Source organism: Phormidium sp. CCY1219, from assembly GCF_055795085.1.
This window is the reverse complement of the sequence record NZ_JAYFEQ010000620.1, coordinates 1-19,778: the sequence shown is the minus strand read 5'-3', so window position 1 is coordinate 19,778 and position 19,778 is coordinate 1. Positions and strand designations below refer to the sequence as shown.

The following is a 19,778-nucleotide window of genomic DNA, read 5'->3' as shown; positions in this document are numbered from 1 at the left end:
AGATTTTGGCCTGACATTGCGCCCGGTTGGGGTTAGGAAATCGGCACCTCCACTTCGGTCCAGGTTGCGCCTACCAGTTTAGCGCGCCCGGGATGGGAAGCGCGATCGCCAAGCATTTCACCCTCTCCCTCATTCAAGGGTAAATAATAGCTTAACCCCTCTTCATCGCCTGTCAAACGACGGTTCAAGTCGGCGCGAATTTCTGCCTCGGTGCGCGCCACACTCCAAATCCGGACTTCTGCCATTTTTCCCGCAAAAAAGCTCTCGTGGGTTTGGGTGATTCTACCGCCGAGTTTGCCCACCCAATAGTCACTCTGGGGGCGAGAAAAGCGATCGGGTGCGGGTTTTTTTGCCACCGGATCGCCGTTGCGGTAAAAGCGAGATTCCCCCCCGTCTTTCACCCAGGTAATGTGAACCCAGGATTGTACGGCGGGGAAAAAGTCGATTAGCACATCGGCATCTGGGGTGGCGACACCGGGAACCCCGAGGTGATAGTATAAGGCGCGATCGTAAGGACAGAGGGAGAGGGCGGGGGCACAGTCTTCTCCGAACCCCCGTTTGCCTAAAATTCCGTGCCACGCGCCATCGTCGAGGGTGGCGGGTTTGACCCAGAGGGAAATAGTAAAGGTGGTATCGTTGGCAAAGGGATTGTCTAGTTTTATATAGTCGTCTGCCCCATCGAAGGCGATCGCCGGTTGTTGAAACTGTTGCACCGGCGCAGGTGCTTCCCAACTGGCGATCGGCACCTCCATTTCCGTCCAAGTCGCCCCGCAAATTGTGCCATCATTGCCGGGATGCGCCAAATCCCGCGCCAGTTCCCCGGTTCCTTCATTCAACGGCCAATAATAGGCCAATCCGGCTTCATTCCCGGTTAAGCGCTGCTTCATATCGGCGCGAATCTCGGACTCGCTGCGGGCAATCCTCCAGATTCTCACTTCGCTCATGGCACCGCAGAAGTGCCGAATCGTCGCTCGTCCGGTATCTATCTTGCCCAACCAGTAACTCGTATGGGCAGCAGTATAAAAGCGATCGCTGGCGGGGTGGGTGGCATATAACTCGCCGTTGCGGTAAAAGCGATACTCGCGCCCTGCTTTCACCCAGGCGATGTGAACCCATTCTCCAGGGTCGGGGTGAAAGAAGTTCGGTAACGTTCCCATATCGCGATTGTCGGGGTCGCTGGGGTGGTGGGTCTGATAGAAGAGGGCGCGAGTCTGGGGGACAATCCACAGTTCGGGTTTGAAGTAGTTGCGCCACCATCGCTTCCCGAGGATGTATGAATAGGGAGCATTGTCCCGCTGGGCGGGTTTTATCCACAGGGAAATGGTAAAGGTGGTGGGGTTCTCGAAGGGGTCGCCGATTTCTACATAGTCATCTTCGCCATCGAAGCACAAGACGGGCTGTAATTCGTCTGGGTGAGAGTCGGAAGTCGCCAGGGGCAAGGCCGATCGCCCCCAGGTCGCGCCGATGATTTGACCGGGGTGGGGACGGGCGGCGCTGTCGGTTACGATTGTCCCTTCGCCTTCATCTAAGGGCCAGTAATGAGATAAGCCGGCTTCCCCTGCAGGGAGGGCACCGGCAAACTGGCGGCGTATTTCCGCGAGGCTGCATACTATATCCCAAATTCTCACATAGCGGAGGGAGCCGGCGAAATAATTATCTCCTCGACCAATAAAATACGTCGAACTTGTATAGACCATATCGGGCGCGGCTTCGATCGCAACTAACTCGCCATTGCGATAAAAGCGGTATTCGGTTTCTTCTTTCACCCAGGTGAGGTAAACCCAGCGATCGCGCGCCACAAAGAAGCCATCCAGCGTGCCGGCATATTGTGCGCTACCGTCCGCCTCCCAGGAATCGTAGTGCAATGCACCCTTTTTCGGGGCGAGGGCGAGTCCGGGGGAATGGGGTTTTTCTCTCCCACTGTCACCGATAATTCCTTGCCAACCGCCCTCTAACATTGTCGGTTTTACCCACAGGGAAATCGTAAAGCGGCGGGGGTTGGAAAAGGGGTTTTTCAGGGCGATATAATCGTCGATTCCGTCAAATTGCAAGCCGGATTTTTGGGCAGTAACAATGGCGCGGGGGGAGTCTTTAGCGGCGGATATGGAACAAGTCTGGGGGACTCGAAGGGTTTTCCATTTCCCTCCGTGAATCGACCCGTGATTGCAATTGTCGGTTTTATCGTAAACCGCGCTTCCTTCTCCTTCATTCAAGGACCAATAGCCGATTAAACCGGGTTCGTTTCCGCGCAAACAGCCGTTAAAATCGGCTTGAATGTCCGATCGCGACCGCGCGGTGTTCCAAATTCTCAGTTCTCGAATGATTCCTTGATATCCTTTCCGATGGGGACGAGAATTGCCGACAAATACGGTTTGCGGGGGGAGAAGGGGCAGGGTTTTATCTCTTCCGCTTTGCCACAATTCTCCATTGCGATAAATATTCATTTCCCCGGTAGTGGCACTTTTGGTAAATGCCCAATGAGTCCAGGTGGGATTCGGGTTGGGTTCGAGGAGGGTTTGTTCGATGCGATCGCGCTGAGTTCCGGTGGGGTCGGATCCGCACTCAAATCCCACCCAACTGCTATCCCAAGAGAGGTGAATGTTCAGCGATCGCACCCCGGATCGGTCGAATGCAGCGATCGCGCTACCGTTTTGATTCGCCGACCCTTCGCCAAAGGTCCAAAAACTCACGGTGATTTCATCGCCGCCAGGAATGCTCTGGCGCGGGAGTTGAATGCGATCGCTTTGCCCGTTCAATATCAACACCGACTGTTGCGGCAATTCGGCATTTTCTGCGCCGAGGGGGGGTTCCGGTTCTTTGAACTCGGGTTCCGCCGGGGCGGAGGAGGCGCAGGCTGCAAGGGTGTAAATCTCTTCCCCAGAGAGGGTTTCGTCCCACAGGCGCACCCGCGCGATCCGACCGTGAAAGAAACATGGACTGGCTCCGCTTTGGTGGGTTGCCCCTGCGCCCACATGCAGGGGTTGGGCGGCGTTGGGTTGAAATTGAATCCGCTGGCGTTGGTCTACAATCGCCCCGTTGAGATAAAATGTGGCCGTTTGTGTCTGGGAATCGTAAGTGCCCGCCAGATGCGTCCAGACCCCGGATTGGGCAAACGGGCCGCACAAAATCACCCAGGGAAACCGGGCAATTCCGCTTCCGAGCCAAAATTGCCATTGTCCCGCCGGGTTGATACAAAAGAGGTATCCTCTGCGTCCCTCGCTTTCCGAACCGCTGACAGAGGTTAAAATGGCGCGATACCCCAGTCCCCCCTGGAATTCTATCCACATTTCGATGGTAAAGTCCGGCGGGTTGAATTTCGCACTATAGGGAACTTCATCATCGCGAGTGCCATTAAACTCCGCAATGGCGGAAGGAGAATAGCCGAGGTCCACTTCTGTCATGGGTCATTTCTCTCCTGGGTCATCGATCGTTGGTTATGGGTCGGTTGACTAACGAGACCCCACGGCGATCGCGGTTTGAAACAGTTCTTCAAGCACCGATCGTCCTTGGGTGTGAGAAACTTTGGCGCGCGAGATGAGGACATCGGCACAAATGTCGCGGAAGTCTGGGTTGGTGGGGTCTACGGGAATGTCGTTGGGTTGGCACACGGTGGCGATTATCAAACAAGCGCGCAAACCGGAGGATTTTTCCGGGGTCGTGGTGCGTTCCCGAAAGCGCTTGACGAGGGTGACAATGGTGGATGCTTCGGACCGACTCAAGCCGGATTTTTGCACGACAATTTCTTGTTGGGTCAGTTCGTCGGGTTCGGGGAGGTCGATGGTAATTAGCCGATCCATCAAGGCGTCTTGGGCTTCGTGAACGCCGCAATATTCTTCGGGATTGGAGGTAAAGATAATCCGGAATTGAGGATGGGCGCGAATGTATTCGGGTTGCTGGGAACTGGTGGGTAGAACTAAGAGTTTTTCTTCTAATACGGGGAGAAGAACGTTGTTGACTTCCGGACGAGAGCGATTGAATTCGTCGTAAATTAGGGTTAAGCCTTCGCGACAAGCGGTGGTTAAGCGCGCATCGACCCAGGATTGGCGAAATTCATCTTCGACTTTGACGACGGTGTGGATGAAGTTATCCACCACTTTTTTGCGGTTGTAGCCGCGTTGGTTTCCGACTAAATCGGAGGATTTGTATTCGTCATCGCCAAAGATAAGGACAATCGGGCGTTCCAGCAAATTTGCCAGATGAATGGCGAGGGTGGTTTTCCCGGTTCCTGCCGGTCCGCGCAGGTGGATGGAAAATCCCGCTTGGAGATAGCGCAAAGCGCGCCGGGTCAACCGATGGATGCTGGGGGTATCGACAAATTTCTGGGAGTTGGGTTGCAAAACTGTGGTCACGAGTTAACTTCTCCGCATTAGATCGGCGCTGGCGATTCGTTTAGAAGTTGTGAATTTTTATGGGATGCGAGGGTTTTGCTCGCTACTGGAGTAGCTAGGGATACCCTCGCACCCGCCGTTAGAATTGGGCAAATTATGGGGAGTTGTTATTGCGATCGCTCCTTGGGTTGGGGGGATGCAGGGGTGGGTTTCTGCGGGGGAGTTTTGGACGCCTGGGGCGGTTTTCCCCATACGTATTCTCGGATGGCGCTGTAGTCGGCTTGGCGCTGCTGTCTTGCGGCGTACCAGACTTGCTGCTGTTGCGATCGCGTGTCCTCTCGCACGGTGGCGACAGTGGTTTGCAAGGTGTTGTGAAAGTCGCTCAAGGAGTTTTTCAGCGCTTTCGCCATTGTTTCGCGGTGGCGCTGGATCTCGGATAGGTCTTTTTGGGTGCGATCGCGGCTTTCTTGCACCTGCTGTTGTCGCAGTTGGATTTCTTGTTGACGCTGCTCTCGGGCGGCGTTCCATTGTTCTCGCAGAGACATGATTTTTCTCCTCAATGGCCCTTCGGCAACCCTGGGGTGCAGTTGCGCCCGCAAGCGTCGCCCTAGGTGGTTTCGCGGTCCTCGGGCAAAAAGCACCTGCGGCTGCGCGATCGCAACTCGCAGGTTTGATTTTTTAATGCCCTGTGCTAGCTTACACCGCTGGGACTGCAGCTTGAGAGGTCAGGCCCACCGCTTCCGCATATTTCAAATAGGTTTCCACGGATGCAACCACCACTCTCGCTTCGATCGCTATCAGTTCGATTCCCACGAGGGATACCCGCGCCCATACATCGATTACTACTCCTTTATCCAAAATGCGATCGACTACTTCTGCCAAACTCGAAGAAGAGTTTACTTTTTCCACAGCCATGATGTTTTCTCCTGTCCTTCAGATAATTTGCTGACCTATTTTCAGGTCATTTTTGCTCGGTTCTATCGTTTCGCATACAGGCTGAATTCCCACCGGATCCATCCTCGTACCCCTTCCTGTGGATAAACCGCGTTAACGTCTTTTTGTCTCAGTCTGCTGCTTGCCGATTTTTGCACCCCAATTCAATTTTTCACGGGTTTACCGTTTCTATTCTTGCCAATCCTACTTCAATTTGCTACCGATGTCGAGAAATTTTACAAAAATTAACTTCATGGATGGTACCTACTTTCGCAGGTTTCATAGTTCGGACATTTTGTCAACCGCGATCGCCCGGATTTATGCCACTGATTTTGCGATCGCCTTTTGCTCCTCCCAGGCGATCCTCCAGAGGTGGCTTCATTTCAGTTGTTGGATTAACGCCCTTCTTTCCCAGACCGAGTAAAATTTCTTAATCTTTTTTTAACCCCGCCCATTTTCAAACCCCCACCTGAGCGGTATAGTAGAAGGGGCAGCAGAAATCGCGATCGCCGCATCGGCAGGGGAACTTAACATCGCAAACCCTGGGAAATTTTGCCGATTTAAAAAGCCAATAAGGTCGTTACAATTGTAGCATAGATTGTGGCTTTGTGGCCATAAAATGGCAGGTTTAATATTCTAAAAGGGGGGAATTAAGGAAAGGTTAGGCGTGCTGAGGGTGACGGAAACAGAGAGGCGAAAAATTGAGGAAATATCGCCTTGCACCATAGGTTGTCAAGTGAGTAGAATTTATCGTGTCTTCTAAACCGATGCAGTCGAACAACTATCCATCAAAATCTAGTGGAAGCATTACCACCTCCACCCAAGGTTCTACCTTGGCAGATATTCTGGAACGAGTGTTAGATAAAGGAATTGTTATCGCCGGGGATGTGTCGATTTCCGTGGCGACGACAGAACTGTTACGTATCCGCATTCGCTTGCTGATTTCTTCAGTGGATAAAGCGAAAGAGATGGGAATCGATTGGTGGGAAAATGACCCCTATCTCAGCAGTAAAGCTCAGGCGTTGGAGAAGGAAAACCAAGCCTTGCAAGCACGATTGCAAACTCTAGAAGCGGAAGTGCGATCGCTCAAGGCCCTGAGCACTGGGGAAGGGGAAAGTAGCGCCAGTGAGGAAGCTCTGCGATCGCCTACTCCCTCCGCCAGCGATGTGCCACTCGAGGCGATCGAGCAACCGAATCCCCCGCCGGCGGACAGTGAATAAACCCCAAAGGTAAGTCTGCTAAAAAACGGGCGTTGGAAATCCCGTTTTTGCAAGCCTTCGCGCAGCCATGCCCGAAGCAGGCTATACTCCGCCGACGCCGACTCATGTTCCCAATAAAAAGACCCGCAAAAATAGGCCGTTTCTCGGGTGCGGGTCTTGGTTAAAAAAATGCCTTTTTAATGCCGAAACTCATCCAAAACAATATTAACCGATAGGCGAGATTGTTGCCATTCATCGAGGATATCGCGCAGTTCGTCTTTTGCCTCTTTGGCATATTGCACGCTGGTGAGACTTCCTAACAATCCCCCGGCGGCGGTGACGCTTGCTTCGGGAATTTTGTCTAAATAAAGCAGTCCGACACCGGCCATCAGAATAATAGCAGATGCAGCGGTAAGGACAGAAGCGAGGTTATAGCTGCGTCGCGCTTGTCGCAATAATTCACGGAAAATTTCCTGTTCGATTTCGGAAAGGGGATTGTCGAAAGGGGGGAAATACTTCATTTGCAAGTTCCTTCACTTGTTTTTTTCTTCATTACTATGCTGGCACGATTTCTCTCAAATTTACATCTAACAGGTATAGAGAAAGGTCTAAAAAAAGTCTATCTAATCGAGGTATAGCCAAAGTACAAGAAAAGTACAAGTGGGTCTAATTTTAGGAGAAGGTGCTTGCGCGAACCGGGTCTCGCCTTTATAATAGTAGCTGACCTGAAATGAGGTGAAACTCTATGGACTGGCAGGAATTTGTCGAGGTAGAAGCTAGAAAGCACGGGTTGAGTCCCGACGAGGAAGCGACGTTACTCGCGGCACTTCCTTCGGAAAATGAACACATCTCTCAGAAGACATTGGCCGCTCAACTACAAACAACCCTGCCAAATGTCAAAAAACGCCTGGGAAACATTTATCAAAAATTTGGCCATACTTGCCCAAATTTAGAACCACAAAAAGGAGCAGGTAAATTAAAGATACTCCGTAATTATTTAACTTCAAAATATTATAAACCAGGCCCCATAACCTCGGTCAATCCAACGCCCGAACTCTCTTATCCCCCAGAATTTAAGGCGCTGATTCAAGAAAAGACTTGCACCTTTTGCGGACGTCAATTTGTGTTTGCCGAGTTCGAGAAGTTTATGCGCGAGAACCCTTGCGGTTATTTTACCTTAGTTGCCGATGCCGGAATGGGAAAAAGTGCCATTGCTGCCAAATATGTTTCGGATACTTTTGCTCCCTGTTATTTTAACGTGCTGGCGGAACGGCGGAATACTCCAAAACAGTTTTTGCGAAGCATTCGGCAACAACTGATTCAGCGGTATGAATTGCAAAATGCGGAGGCGGATGATTTGCCGACGTTGCTGGCAAAGGTGGCGCAAAAACTGACCGATAAGAAACGGTTGGCGATTGTGGTGGATGCCCTGGATGAGGTGGATCGAGAACCGGGGGACAATCTGTTACATTTACCGACAACTCTGCCAGACGGAGTTTATTTTTTGCTGACTCGTCGTCCCTACACTTTGGAGAAAAAACGCTTGTTTGTGTCGCCGGGAGTGCCGGAGGCGCAGTTGGATTTAACGGCAAGCGAATATGCAGAATTGAGTGAGGCAGACGTGAAAGCGTACATTCGCTTATTTATTAATGAAGACCCAGAGCATAAAGAGGCGCTGAAGCAGTGGATGCAACAGCGTCAGATTTTGCCGCAACAGTTTATCGACTGTGTGGCGGACAAAAGTCAAAATAATTTTATGTACCTGCGCTATGTTTTACCCGCCATTGCCAAGGGTCAATATGATGACCTGGAATTAAAGGATTTGCCGGAAGGGTTGGAAGGGTACTATCAACAGCATTGGGTGCGGATGGGCATGGAGACAGAACCGGGGGAATTTATGACCATCGTGCTGTTTATTTTAGTGGAAAGTGGTACGCCGATTCCCTCGGAGATGGTGGCGGGGATTGCGGAGGCGGATGAATATGACGTGCAGAAGGTGTTGGATCGGTGGGTGGAGTATTTGAGCGATCGCGAAATAGAAGGAGAACGCTGCTACAGCATCTATCACACGAGTTTTCTCGATTTTCTGAAAAAGAAGCGGGAGTTAAAGAAAACGCGAAAGTTATTCGAGGAAGTGAATCGGCGGATTATGGAGTATTCAGAAGGGGAGATAGCGGGCGATAGCATTGCCCGCTTCGATTCCCCACGGCGGGATTTCAATTACCCGCTTCTTTTTCCACCCATTGCACGAAATTATCCAACATCTGCAAGCCGGCGTCGGAGGATTTTTCCGGGTGAAACTGGACCGCCATGATGTTATCCCGGGCGATCGCGGCGGTGACGGTTTGCGTGCCATGTGTCACTGTTGCCGCTTGCACTGCCGGATCCACCGGGTCCACGTAATAGGAATGGACGAAATACACCCAGGGAATCGGCGGTAACTGTTGCCACAAGGCCAACTCGGGCTGAGCCAATTCTAGCTGATTCCAGCCCATGTGGGGAATGGTGAGGCCCGCTTCGTGCTGAAAGCGGCGAACTTTCCCCGGGATAATCCCCAACCCGTTTTTCTTCCCCTCTTCGCTACTGTCGAATAAAATTTGCAATCCGAGACATACCCCTAAAAACGGCTTCCCCGAGGCGATCGCATCTTTCACCGGCGAGGCTAAATCGCGCGATCGCAAATGCTGTACCGCCGGGTCAAAAGCTCCCACCCCGGGCAACACCACAGCATCAGCTTGCAATATCTCCTCTGGCAGGTCCGTGATTTTTGGCGTCGCACCCGCTTTTTCCAATCCTTTGCACACGGAGTGCAGATTTCCCATATCATAATCGATGACGGCGATGACCGGCATTGCCCTTTTTCCCTTACACTAATTATCGAGGCTGTGACCATTATAAATCGATTTGCACGTTTTCTATGAACCAAACCATCCTCTTAACCTCCTTTAATGTCTGGCGATCGCATCAACCGTCCAATTCCTCGGACGATTTGCTCGAATTAGTTGCCGGGATTGCCCCCTCGGGCATTTGTCCGCAATCCCTGACATTTCTGCGGAAATTACCGGTAGATTTTCAACTTGCCCCAGAACTAGCGATCGCCACCGTCACCCAAATGCAACCGGATATTATCATCTGCTGCGGCATGGCGGAATCGCGATCGCGGCTCAGCATCGAATCGCGCGCCCGCAACGGCGAACGAACCCTTTACACCCCCGTGGATCTCGATCGCCTGGTTTCCCGCCTCTGCGACACGGACATCAGCCACGATGCCGGGAACTTTGTGTGCGAAGCCCTGTATTACGCCCTCCTGCGCCACCTGAGCCGCCAGGGCTTTCTCACTAAGTGTATTTTCGTCCACGTGCCGCGCCTGACGCCGGAAAACACCAACTGCATTATGGCCGATTTTCTCACAATTATCCAGACCTTATCTCGTTGGGGCATCCGCTCCACCCGTCGGGCGATCGTCTCCCGGGAGCTTTCCTCCTTACCCCTCGGTTTCCGCTAACCCCACCCTCAGAAATCAGCCCACCAGTTGTGCAGCCCTTCCCCAAAAAATTGCAAATGATTAACAGAAAATCCGTTACCGGGCAAGGGTCAGCCCACCGATGTCGGGTTAGCGAAAAAGAGCGATCGGCAAACCGGGCCATAACTCTTTCTAATCGGTCAGCGAAATTGTAACAAAACTTATTAATTCGACCCCAAAAACTTGTAGTCCTAGCTACTGTTCTCAACCCGCGTCAAGTTTTATACCAGTAATGGTCTGGGGGAATTCACCAATTACCCCCATCCAAGGGCGACTAGAGACTCTTTATTCGTTCAGAAAAAATAATACTAACCAGTCGGTTCAGCGCCACTGTAGCAAATTTTACTGTAGAGCATACAATTGGGACATCAGACCGTGCGATTCGACACCTACGAACCAGGGGATTTCTACGATGAACTGTTCATCGCCGAGGGCCAACCCCGCCCCCAAGCCACCCCCTTAATCCAACGGATCGACTCTCTCAGCGAAGGGGAACTGCAACAGCGACAACAAGCGGCGCAAATTGCCATGTTCAAACTCGGCGTCACCTTCAACGTCTACGGCGACAACGAAGGAACCGAACGCATTTTCCCCTTCGACCTGATTCCGCGCATCGTCGTCGCCGACGAATGGGCCTACATCGATCGCGGACTCAAACAGCGCATTCACGCCCTCAACCTCTTCTTAGCCGATATCTACGGCGAACAAAAAATCATCAAAGATGGCATCATTCCCGAAGAACTGATTAAATCCGCCAAAGGCTTTCTCGAACCCTGCATCGGATTGAAACCCCCAGAAGACCTCTGGTGTCACATCACCGGCACCGACTTAGTGCGCGACAAAAACGGGCAGTGGTACGTCCTCGAAGACAACATGCGCTGTCCCTCCGGCGTCTCCTACGTCCTCGAAAATCGCCGGGTGATGAAAAGCACCTTTCCCCAAGTCTTTAGAACGATGGACGTCCGACCGGTAGACGAATATCCCTCCCACCTCCTGGAAACCTTACTCAACATTACCCCCGCCAATTTACCCAACCCCACCGTTGTCGTCCTCACCCCCGGAATTTACAATTCCGCCTACTTCGAGCATTCCTTTCTCGCGCAACAAATGGGAGTGGAACTGGTAGAAGGCAAAGATTTAGTCGTCGCCGACGGATACCTGCAAATGCGAACCACCAAGGGACTCCAGCGCGTAGATGTGGTCTATCGGCGCATCGATGACGACTTTATGGACCCCACCGAATTCCGTTCCGACTCCTTATTGGGCGTCCCCGGATTGATGGAGGTATATCGCGCGGGGCGCGTGGGAATTGCCAACGCCTTAGGCACCGGCGTCGCCGATGATAAAGTCATCTACGCTTACGTCCCGCAAATGATTCGCTATTACTTGGGTGAAGACCAAATTTTACCCAACGTTCCCACCTATTTATGTTGGGAACCAAAGCAACTGGAATACGTACTGGCGAATTTAGATAAACTGGTGGTCAAATCCGCCAATGAATCCGGCGGCTATGGCATGTTAGTTGGCACTCAATCCACCCCAGCAGAACGAGAAGCCTTTGCCGAAAAAATTAAAGCAACGCCGCGCAATTATATCGCCCAACCCACCCTTTGTTTGTCCCGGGTTCCTACCCTAATCGACGGTCACTTTGAAGGTTGCCACGTGGATTTACGACCTTACATTCTTTATGGGAAAGAGGTTTATGTCAATCCCGGCGGATTGACGCGCGTGGCGCTCAAAAAAGGCTCTTTAGTGGTTAATTCTTCTCAAGGAGGCGGTAGTAAAGACACTTGGGTGTTAACGAGTTAACCTCACTCAAACCTGCTTGTTTCAAGCGGAGGAATGGCTGATTTTGCCGCCACTTCTTTCTCCCCCGCTTTTTCTGAAAACCTTTGTAACTCTACCCTCAAAAAAGCTTATGCTCAGTCGCGTTGCCGATTCGATTTACTGGCTCAATCGCTATGTGGAACGGGCCGAAAATATTGCCCGATTTGTGGATGCGAACTTAAATTTAATTCTGGATTCTCCCGTGGGCATGGAGCAGCAGTGGGATCCGTTGGTGAAAATTACCGGGGATTTGCCCGTGTTTCAAGAACGCTATGGGGAAATCAGTGCGGAAAACGTGATTCACTTTTTAACGTTCGATAGCGAGTATCCACACTCGATTTTATCCTGTCTGCAAGAGGCACGAGAAAATGCCCGTTCCATCCGCGAGATTATTTCTTCGGAAATGTGGGAGCAGGTGAATGCTTTTTACATGATGGTGAAAGACGCCGCCCCGGGGCAGCCTTTAGCGACCCTACACGATTTATTTACAGAAGTTAAGTTAGCCAGTCACTTGTTTGCTGGGGTGATGGATGCCACGATGACCCATAATGAAGGGTGGCATTTCGGTCAAATTGGCAGACTGTTAGAACGGGCGGATAAAACCTCGCGGATTTTGGATGTGAAGTATTTTATTTTGCTTCCTTCGGTGCAGGATGTGGGGACGACGTTGGATGAAATTCAGTGGATGGCGTTACTGCGCTCGGCAAGTGCTTACGAGATGTACCGGAAGTGTCAGCATCGGATTACGCCGAAAAATGTGGCGGAGTTTTTGGTGTTAGATGCGAGTTTTCCCCGTTCGATTCGCTTCTGCTTGCTGCGCGGCGAGCGATCGCTGCATCAAATTACCGGCACCCCCCCCGGAACTTGGCGCGATCCGGCGGAACGGGCATTGGGGCGCTTGCGTTCGGAGTTGGAATATCTGACTATTGAAGATATTTTTGACACCGGTTTGCACGAGTTTCTCAATACCCTGCAAAAACAGCTCAATCACGTGGGCGATCGCATTTTTGCCACCTATTTTGCCCTGGAACCACCAGAGGATAATGGGTCGTTGATGCGTCAAATTTCGCCGTTGAGTTCTCAGACGCAGGTGCTAATTCGCTCGTGAAGCGGCATAATGGTGGGGTGTGTCAAGGGCGCGATCGCGTCAGCTAATCTAGGGAAAATTCCAGATGCGTTATCAAATCGTTCACGAAACTATTTACAGTTATAGCAGGCCGGTGAAATTAGAACCCCATACGATACGACTGCGATCGCGCACTGATGCCACTCAAGCCCTCCGCTTTTTTTCCCTGGAAATCTATCCCGAACCTGCCGGTATTTCCGATATCATCGACCTCGAAGGCAATAATCTCATCCGCGTGTGGTTCAAACAAGAAACCTCTCGCCTGCAAATTTTGGTGCGCTCTGAAGTGGAAACTTTGCGATCGAATCCGTTTAATTATCTCCTAGAATCCTGGGCCACAAAGCTGCCCATTGACTATCCGGCGTCGTTGCTGGTAAAGTTACAGCACTACTTTCAACCCTTGGGCACCCCCACGCCCATCGACCCGGTGGTGACTTCTCTAGCGCAAGAAATCTGGCAAGAAGTTGAGGGGGAAACTGAGGCATTTGTCACCGCAGCAAACCAACGCATTCACGAGAATTGCAAACACCAATTTCGCGAAAAAGGTTCCCCGTTACCTCCCGCCCTCACCTGGACCGGAAAAAAGGGGAGTTGTCGGGATTTAACGGTGTTATTTATGGAACTGTGTCGCGCGATGGGATTGGCGGCGCGGTTTGTTAGCGGATATCAGGAAGGAAGTTCGAATTTGAGAACCCGATATCTGCACGGATGGGCCGAGGTGTATTTGCCCGGGGCGGGATGGAGGGGTTTCGACCCCTCTCAAGGCAAACCCGTGAGCGATCGCCATGTTGCCTTAGTTGCCAACCCCATCCAGAAGCATACCACCCCAATTTATGGCACCTTTCGCGGCACCGGCGTGCAGTCAGAAATGACCGTGAATTTATCGATTAATCCCGTGGAAAAGTTCTGATTGCTGTGGGAAATTCGGCTGGGGGAAAAGGGTGACGGGGAAAGATGACAGGGAATCTCTTTCCCCACAATCCGCTCTTTTTCATTGAATTAATCGATGAAAATGTCTTCTTTGGCCTCGGATTCGTCTTCATAATATTCCCACTCTACATCCGGCATATCTTCAAAGGCTTTTTTGACGTAGGTTTCCCAAAGTTTGCGGATTTTTGCCAAATAAGGGTCTCCCAGTCTCAATCTCAACCGATGGCGAATGACAAAGCTATCCGCTTCACACATAACGATATTAATCGGCGGACCGACAGAAATATTCGATTTCATGGTAGAATCGATAGAGAGTAAAGCACATTTTGCTGCTTCATTTAAAGGGGTATCGAAGGTAAGGGTGCGGTCTAAAATCGGCTTGCCGTATTTGGTTTCTCCAATTTGGAGAAAGGTGGTTTCTTTCGTGGCGTGGATGTAGTTGCCTTGATTGTAAATCCGATAAAGTTGGGGCGCTTCGCCTTGGATTTGTCCGCCGAGAAGAAAGCTACATTGCGCGTCGATGCGATCGCGCTCTAACCAGGGTCGATCCTGTTCCTGAATCTGTCGCAGTTTACTGCCCACATATCGGGCAACTTCTTCGAGGGTGGAAAGGGTATGGACATTCGGTTCGGCTTGATTTTTGATGTCTTTTTGCAGCCAAGTAATCACCGCTTGGGTGATGGAGAGATTCCCTGATGTGCAAAGAAGCAACACCCGTTCTCCTGGCGAGGAGAAATCAAATAATTTTTGGTAGGTGGAAATGTAATCGACTCCAGCATTGGTGCGAGAGTCTGCAGCGATGACTAACCCAAACCGGGTGATGATGCCAAGACAGTACGTCATAAGAAGGGGTTTATTGATGAACCGATCGGATCTTATCGCTGTCGGGAACCCTTCCGTGGGAAAATACCGGGGATTTTACGATCGAATCTGGTTAATTCGGCGATCGGCAAAGTAAAGAATGCGGTTGCTGCAAAGGCGATCGCCCAAAGGTGTGTTTCTCATGGGGGCGATCGCAAACCACCCACAACCATTGCACCCTTGCCAATTCTGCCAGAATATGATAATAGCAGATTGAGCGATCGGCACCTTGCCCGCTTCACCAGCAAATTTTTGCTGCCCGGGATTGGGCGAAGCAGGGGTAGCACCCATCAGGGGATGCAGCCCCCTAGTAAAAAGGCGATAAACCCTCCAGAATGGATAAAGACTGAAAGTGTTTGACATCTTTAGCGCTAATCCCTCCCTACATCCCCCGGAGGGATTTTATTTTTATATCTGTTTTAAATTAGCCCGATAAAAATCAAGCAGCTTGCCCCAGGGACAAACTGCTTGAAAGAAAATTAGAGATGAGGCCATGCGCGATAGGCTGCGCGGGGGCGCGGCATTACATCATGCCCATGCCGCCCATGCCGCCCATGCCGCCCATGCCGCCCATGCCGCCCATGCCGCCCATGCCGCCCATGCCGCCCATATCGGGCATGCCAGCACCTTCTTTCTCGGGCTGCTCAACCACCAGGGCTTCCGTGGTCAGAACCATGCTGGCGATCGAGGCTGCATTTTGCAGGGAGGACCGCACCACTTTCGCCGGATCGAGAATTCCGGCTTCGATCATGTCCACATACTCGCCGGTCAGCGCGTTGTAGCCGACGTTGAAATCGGTGTCGCGCACTTTCTCAACCACCACAGACCCTTCAACACCGGCATTGTTGGCAATTTGGCGCACCGGGGATTCCAGTGCCTTTTTCACCAAAATTGCCCCAATTTTCTCTTCTTCCGGTAGGGTTGCCATAATCTCATCCACTTTCGTGGCGAGGTGAATTAGAGTGGTACCGCCGCCGGGGACGATTCCTTCATCCACCGCCGCTTTCGTGGCGTTTAAGGCATCTTCAATCCGCAGTTTGCGCTCTTTGAGTTCGGTTTCAGTCGCCGCACCGACTTTAATCACCGCCACACCACCGGCAAGTTTGGCAATCCGCTCTTGCAGTTTTTCTTTGTCGTAGTCAGAGTCACTGCGTTCTAATTCTTTGCGAATTTGTTCGATCCGCTTTTGGATGCCGTCTTTGTTTTTCTGGTCCGCCTCAGCAACGATGGTGGTGTTTTCTTTGGTAATCGTCACTTTGCGGGCGGTACCCAGCATATCCATCGTCGCCGTATCCAGGCTCAAACCGATTTCTTCGGAAATGAGCTGACCATTGGTCAAAGTGGCGATATCTTGCAGCATGGCTTTCCGACGTTCGCCAAATCCCGGGGCTTTAATCGCCGCGACGTTTAAGACGCCCCGTGCTTTGTTCACCACCAGGGTAGCCAGTGCTTCGCCTTCAATATCTTCGGAAATCACCAGCAAGGGGTTCCCCGCCCGGGCGACTTTTTCCAGCACCGGCACCAAGTCTTGGATGCTGTTGATTTTTTTGTCGGTAATTAAGATGGCGGGATTTTCAAATTCCACCACCATCCGTTCGTTGTCGGTGACGAAGTAGGGAGAGATGTAACCGCGATCGAGTTGCATCCCTTCTACTACATCCAGTTCGGTGGTTAGGGATTTGGATTCTTCAACGGTGATCACCCCATCTTTGGTGACTTTATCCATCGCTTGGGCGATCATCTCCCCGACTTCTTCGTCGTTACCCGAAGAAACGGTGGCAACTTGCGCGATTCCATCCCCAGTTACGGGTTTCGCTACCGCTTGAATTTCTTTGACTAATTTGACAACGGTTTTTTCGATGCCTCGGCGTACTGCTACGGGGTTGGATCCCGCCGCCACGATTTTCATGCCTTCGCGAATCATGGCTTGCGCCAAAACCGTCGCCGTGGTGGTGCCATCGCCGGCAATGTCTTTGGTTTTTGAGGCCACTTCGCGCACCAGTTGGGCACCGGTGTTCTCCAAGGGGTCTTCTAATTCGATTTCCTTGGCGATGGTGATACCATCGTTAACAATGTCGGGCGCTCCAAATTTTTTCTCGAGCACCACATTGCGCCCTTTTGGGCCTAGGGTAATCCGGACCGCATCGGCTAAGGCGTTAACGCCTCTTTCGAGTGCCAGTCTGGATTGTTCGTCAAACGAAACGATTTTTGCCATAGTTCGCTTTCTCGATCTCCTCCAACTAGAAAATTTAGCACTCTTAGGCGCAGAGTGCTAATTCGTGTAAACCGTACAAATCCGATTCCCTACCCAAACTCTTATCGTCAATATTTAACCTGGTATTGTTAATTGGTAATTGGCAATACTCTCAGAAACTTTCTGCATCCTCTAGGGGTCGGAATCAGTAGGGATCCCCCCAGGCGATCGCCTCGGGTGAATGTCATGCTGGCAAGACCCCCTCGACCCCGACTCGATTTTCAGTCGGGGATACTTTGTGTTGCTTCTTGCTTCCCCAGCGCCGGGAACGATGTTGGCGCTGACTATACATAATTTTTTATTCGTAGGATAACACTCCTCTCCCCATCTTCACCGATTCTTTTGAAAATCGGCAAATCTAATTTTTTTTTAAAACTCTATAATTTTCCGCAAAAATACTGATGCATCATTTCACGTTTAGGCGAAAAATAGTAAAAAAAAGGGAGGAAAATACAGTTGAAACCTAATAAATTGCATCAGGGTGGTGCAATCGGAAATTTAATCAGGAAAAAAATTGATATTTACAGGAAAAATCGCCGTTAAGTTATCAGTTATAGGAGATTAAGCCGAATGGGCATGCTGATATAGAGCTATTTTTTTATCGCAGAAAATAATTTAATTTCGTAAATTAGTCACTCTCCAAACAAGACAAAATGCTAGTCATCCGGTTAACGAACCCAATCGATGAATAGAGTAAAAGAGAGTTGATAAAGCGGGGAGGTTTGCAGTGGAATCTGCCTAAAAATATCCTGCCTGACGGAATGACTCCAGGGATGTATCTACCTTGACAGATTCTTTTGGAGTCCTGAGGATGGTTGCTCACTTCACTTCACTTAACACTAACGCCGAACGGCAAAAAAATCAGTGGCGATCGCTAGTTTTTATCGATACTGGCATTGATGATTATGAATTTTTGGCAGCGGGAGTCAAAGAAGGCATAGAGGTTGTTTTGCTCGATCGCGACGGCGATGGTGTGGAACAGATTGCCACGGCGATGCAAAACCACGCCGAGAACGATCGCCAATTAGATGCGGTTCATATCGTTTCCCACGGAAGTTGCGGCAGATTGCATCTCGGTTCTGGCGTGTTGAGTGCGGAAACGCTATGGAGCGATAAAAGTGTTTTAAATCGATGGAAAACCGCTCTCAAACCTACCGCCAACATACTGCTTTATGGCTGTAATGTTGCTGCAGGTGTAGGAACAAAGTTTGTAGATACGTTGAGTAACATTCTCCAAACAAATATTGCGGCGTCGGTAGATTTAACCGGAAGCGCATGTAAAGGAGGGTCGTGGGATTTAAACTATACCACCGGAGAAATAAAAGCTAGGGTAGCATTTCAACCGCAAGCGATCGCATCATATCGCGGTATTTTAGCCACAGTCACGGTAACGAATGCGAATGATAGTGGTGTCGGTTCGTTGCGGAATGCGATTTCAACCGCACAACCGGGAGATACCATTGCATTTGACAGTAGTTTAGCCAACCAAACCATTACCCTCACCAGCGGTGAGCTGCTGGTTGACAAAAACTTAACCATTGATGGGGCCAATGCGGCAGGATTAACCATTAGTGGCAATAACGCCAGTCGCGTCTTTTATGTTAAAGAAGATAATAACTTCCAACCCAGCACGTTTACGCTGCGGAATTTAATTGTTGCCAATGGAAATGCCACCGGAACTGGAGTAGACGGCGCAGGTGGAGGAATTAGAACGGCGAATCGCACCACTCTCATCGTCGAAAACAGCGAATTTAGAAATAACGTCGCCAATAGCGAAGGTGGCGGGGCGATTTATGTAGGGTTTCGCAGCAACAATACGATTGCGAATACCATATTTGATGGGAACGATGCAACCCCCACCAATGCTGAACGAGGCGGCGGTGCGATCGCCACAAAAAGCCTCAGTACCACCACAGTTACCGATAGCACCTTCACCAATAACAAAGGAATTAACGGCGGTGCGATTAATAGCCTGTTAAGCGAACTAATCGTAGAAAATTCCACCTTTACCAATAATGACACCACTGCAGGGTCTTCGGGAACGGGAACTTTTGGTTATGGCGGTGCCATTTACACCGATGGCGCTTCTGACAATAACGATCCAGACTCCGGAACCGTTGCCATTCGCAACAGTCGATTTGATAGCAATATTGGAGCCGGTCAAGGCGGCGGATTGTTTTTATATGTTTATCCTCCAGACAAAGTAATTGTTGAAAATAGCACCATCATCAACAATAAAGTAATCGAAGATGGAAAAGGAGACGCCCTAGGGGGAGGATTGCGGCATGGAAATGGTGAATTAACCTTGACCAATACCACCTTTTCTAACAATGAAGCACTCTCTCAAGGAGGGGGATTGTGGCTGGGTGAAAAAACGAATATGACCCTGACCAATAGTACATTTTCTGGCAACAGAGCAGAATCTGCTGATGGAAGTCAGGGGTTGGGCGGTGCGATGGTTATTAATATTAGCAGCGGATTTAATGCCAATATCGTTAACACCACCATTGCCAATAATGTTGCCGGATTCCAAGGCGGTGGTTTTTGGGGAGGGGGAAGCAATACCACGTTAACCAATACAATTGTTGCCAACAATGTAGGAGTCAATGGATTTAATGTCAAGCAACAAACCGGGTTTGAGTTTAACGATGGTGGAGGAAACATTCAATTTCCCGCCAAAAATCCCAACGACCCTCAAGATGTAAATGTGACGGGAAATGTCGCGATCGCCGACCCGAAACTCGGTGCCCTACAAGAAATAAACGGTAGACTGGTACATCCTTTACTCCCCGGAAGT

Annotated in this window: 17 protein-coding genes; 8 read left to right on the top strand and 9 right to left on the bottom strand. The window is 50.6% G+C overall.

Translation table 11 applies throughout. The annotated features are described in order from the left end of the window. Window positions 1-32: 32 nt before the first annotated feature. From AC0QH1_RS17665 to gvpA, 4 genes are all read right to left on the bottom strand, one after another. A complete protein-coding gene (locus AC0QH1_RS17665) occupies window positions 33-3,401 on the bottom strand; it encodes a LamG domain-containing protein (protein ID WP_324632563.1) in 3,369 nt (1,122 codons plus the stop codon). A 48-nt stretch (window positions 3,402-3,449) separates the two neighbouring features. Next, window positions 3,450-4,349 (bottom strand): gas vesicle protein GvpN, encoded by a 900-nt coding sequence (gene gvpN, locus AC0QH1_RS17660; RefSeq protein ID WP_324632562.1) that lies wholly within the window; start codon window positions 4,347-4,349, stop codon window positions 3,450-3,452. Between the two features lie 146 nt (window positions 4,350-4,495). Further along, window positions 4,496-4,873 (bottom strand): hypothetical protein, encoded by a 378-nt coding sequence (locus AC0QH1_RS17655; RefSeq protein ID WP_324632561.1) that lies wholly within the window; start codon window positions 4,871-4,873, stop codon window positions 4,496-4,498. 151 nt (window positions 4,874-5,024) lie between these two features. After that, window positions 5,025-5,243, bottom strand: coding sequence for a gas vesicle structural protein GvpA (gene gvpA, locus AC0QH1_RS17650; RefSeq protein ID WP_324632560.1), 219 nt, complete (start codon window positions 5,241-5,243; stop codon window positions 5,025-5,027). A 241-nt stretch (window positions 5,244-5,484) separates the two neighbouring features. Here gvpA and AC0QH1_RS17645 point away from each other — a divergent pair, with 241 nt between their 5' ends. Next, window positions 5,485-5,685 carry a hypothetical protein gene (locus AC0QH1_RS17645; RefSeq protein ID WP_324632559.1) on the top strand — a complete coding sequence of 67 codons (201 nt, stop codon included), beginning with the start codon at window positions 5,485-5,487 and terminating at the stop codon, window positions 5,683-5,685. A 328-nt stretch (window positions 5,686-6,013) separates the two neighbouring features. Next, complete coding sequence (gene gvpJ / locus AC0QH1_RS17640; protein WP_324632558.1) at window positions 6,014-6,481, top strand: gas vesicle protein GvpJ; 468 nt, start codon at window positions 6,014-6,016, stop codon at window positions 6,479-6,481. A 176-nt stretch (window positions 6,482-6,657) separates the two neighbouring features. Here the strand turns inward: gvpJ and AC0QH1_RS17635 are convergent, their stop codons facing one another. Next, window positions 6,658-6,981 carry a TRADD-N-associated membrane domain-containing protein gene (locus AC0QH1_RS17635; RefSeq protein ID WP_324632557.1) on the bottom strand — a complete coding sequence of 108 codons (324 nt, stop codon included), beginning with the start codon at window positions 6,979-6,981 and terminating at the stop codon, window positions 6,658-6,660. A gap of 224 nt (window positions 6,982-7,205) precedes the next feature. On the opposite strand from AC0QH1_RS17635, the gene AC0QH1_RS17630 reads away from it, so the two are divergent. Continuing rightward, a complete protein-coding gene (locus AC0QH1_RS17630) occupies window positions 7,206-8,774 on the top strand; it encodes a P-loop domain-containing protein (protein WP_324632556.1) in 1,569 nt (522 codons plus the stop codon). Here AC0QH1_RS17630 and hisH read toward each other — a convergent pair. Next, window positions 8,677-9,312 carry an imidazole glycerol phosphate synthase subunit HisH gene (hisH, locus tag AC0QH1_RS17625; protein ID WP_324632555.1) on the bottom strand — a complete coding sequence of 212 codons (636 nt, stop codon included), beginning with the start codon at window positions 9,310-9,312 and terminating at the stop codon, window positions 8,677-8,679. The two genes, AC0QH1_RS17630 and hisH, sit on opposite strands and share 98 nt — an antisense overlap. 65 nt (window positions 9,313-9,377) lie before the next feature. Between hisH and AC0QH1_RS17620 the strand changes: the two genes are divergently transcribed. From AC0QH1_RS17620 to AC0QH1_RS17605, 4 genes are all read left to right on the top strand, one after another. Further along, window positions 9,378-9,965 carry a pyroglutamyl-peptidase I family protein gene (locus tag AC0QH1_RS17620; RefSeq protein ID WP_324632554.1) on the top strand — a complete coding sequence of 196 codons (588 nt, stop codon included), beginning with the start codon at window positions 9,378-9,380 and terminating at the stop codon, window positions 9,963-9,965. 393 nt (window positions 9,966-10,358) lie between these two features. Beyond that, a complete protein-coding gene (locus AC0QH1_RS17615) occupies window positions 10,359-11,792 on the top strand; it encodes a circularly permuted type 2 ATP-grasp protein (protein ID WP_324632575.1) in 1,434 nt (477 codons plus the stop codon). Window positions 11,793-11,901: 109 nt separating this feature from the next. Next, a complete protein-coding gene (locus AC0QH1_RS17610) occupies window positions 11,902-12,918 on the top strand; it encodes an alpha-E domain-containing protein (RefSeq protein WP_324632553.1) in 1,017 nt (338 codons plus the stop codon). 64 nt (window positions 12,919-12,982) lie between these two features. Then, on the top strand, window positions 12,983-13,846 hold the full coding sequence (locus AC0QH1_RS17605; RefSeq protein WP_324632552.1) for a transglutaminase family protein: 864 nt from the start codon (window positions 12,983-12,985) through the stop codon (window positions 13,844-13,846). Window positions 13,847-13,935: 89 nt separating this feature from the next. Here AC0QH1_RS17605 and AC0QH1_RS17600 read toward each other — a convergent pair whose 3' ends face one another. The 3 genes from AC0QH1_RS17600 to groL all read right to left on the bottom strand — a co-directional run bounded on the left by AC0QH1_RS17600 (window position 13,936) and on the right by groL (window position 16,942). Further along, entirely contained in the window at window positions 13,936-14,709 is a 774-nt protein-coding gene (locus AC0QH1_RS17600; RefSeq protein ID WP_324632551.1) for a proteasome-type protease, read from the bottom strand. Window positions 14,710-14,784: 75 nt separating this feature from the next. Next, entirely contained in the window at window positions 14,785-15,018 is a 234-nt protein-coding gene (locus AC0QH1_RS17595; protein ID WP_324632550.1) for a hypothetical protein, read from the bottom strand. 232 nt (window positions 15,019-15,250) lie between these two features. After that, window positions 15,251-16,942 carry a chaperonin GroEL gene (groL, locus tag AC0QH1_RS17590; RefSeq protein ID WP_324632549.1) on the bottom strand — a complete coding sequence of 564 codons (1,692 nt, stop codon included), beginning with the start codon at window positions 16,940-16,942 and terminating at the stop codon, window positions 15,251-15,253. An 850-nt stretch (window positions 16,943-17,792) separates the two neighbouring features. On the opposite strand from groL, the gene AC0QH1_RS17585 reads away from it, so the two are divergent. Beyond that, the coding region (locus AC0QH1_RS17585; RefSeq protein ID WP_324632548.1) for a DUF4347 domain-containing protein at window positions 17,793-19,778 on the top strand (1,986 nt) is incomplete at its 3' end.

What these genes read in the sequence shown, in the direction of transcription:
- AC0QH1_RS17665 (WP_324632563.1), bottom strand. Translation starts at nt 3,401, where the DNA reads ATGACAGAAGTGGACCTCGGCTATTCTCCTTCCGCCATTGCGGAGTTT.
- AC0QH1_RS17655 (WP_324632561.1), bottom strand. Translation starts at nt 4,873, where the DNA reads ATGTCTCTGCGAGAACAATGGAACGCCGCCCGAGAGCAGCGTCAACAA.
- gvpA (WP_324632560.1), bottom strand. Translation starts at nt 5,243, where the DNA reads ATGGCTGTGGAAAAAGTAAACTCTTCTTCGAGTTTGGCAGAAGTAGTC.
- AC0QH1_RS17645 (WP_324632559.1), top strand. Translation starts at nt 5,485, where the DNA reads ATGTCGAGAAATTTTACAAAAATTAACTTCATGGATGGTACCTACTTT.
- AC0QH1_RS17635 (WP_324632557.1), bottom strand. Translation starts at nt 6,981, where the DNA reads ATGAAGTATTTCCCCCCTTTCGACAATCCCCTTTCCGAAATCGAACAG.
- AC0QH1_RS17630 (WP_324632556.1), top strand. Translation starts at nt 7,206, where the DNA reads ATGGACTGGCAGGAATTTGTCGAGGTAGAAGCTAGAAAGCACGGGTTG.
- hisH (WP_324632555.1), bottom strand. Translation starts at nt 9,312, where the DNA reads ATGCCGGTCATCGCCGTCATCGATTATGATATGGGAAATCTGCACTCC.
- AC0QH1_RS17620 (WP_324632554.1), top strand. Translation starts at nt 9,378, where the DNA reads ATGAACCAAACCATCCTCTTAACCTCCTTTAATGTCTGGCGATCGCAT.
- AC0QH1_RS17610 (WP_324632553.1), top strand. Translation starts at nt 11,902, where the DNA reads ATGCTCAGTCGCGTTGCCGATTCGATTTACTGGCTCAATCGCTATGTG.
- AC0QH1_RS17605 (WP_324632552.1), top strand. Translation starts at nt 12,983, where the DNA reads ATGCGTTATCAAATCGTTCACGAAACTATTTACAGTTATAGCAGGCCG.
- AC0QH1_RS17600 (WP_324632551.1), bottom strand. Translation starts at nt 14,709, where the DNA reads ATGACGTACTGTCTTGGCATCATCACCCGGTTTGGGTTAGTCATCGCT.
- AC0QH1_RS17595 (WP_324632550.1), bottom strand. Translation starts at nt 15,018, where the DNA reads ATGGGTGCTACCCCTGCTTCGCCCAATCCCGGGCAGCAAAAATTTGCT.
- groL (WP_324632549.1), bottom strand. Translation starts at nt 16,942, where the DNA reads ATGGCAAAAATCGTTTCGTTTGACGAACAATCCAGACTGGCACTCGAA.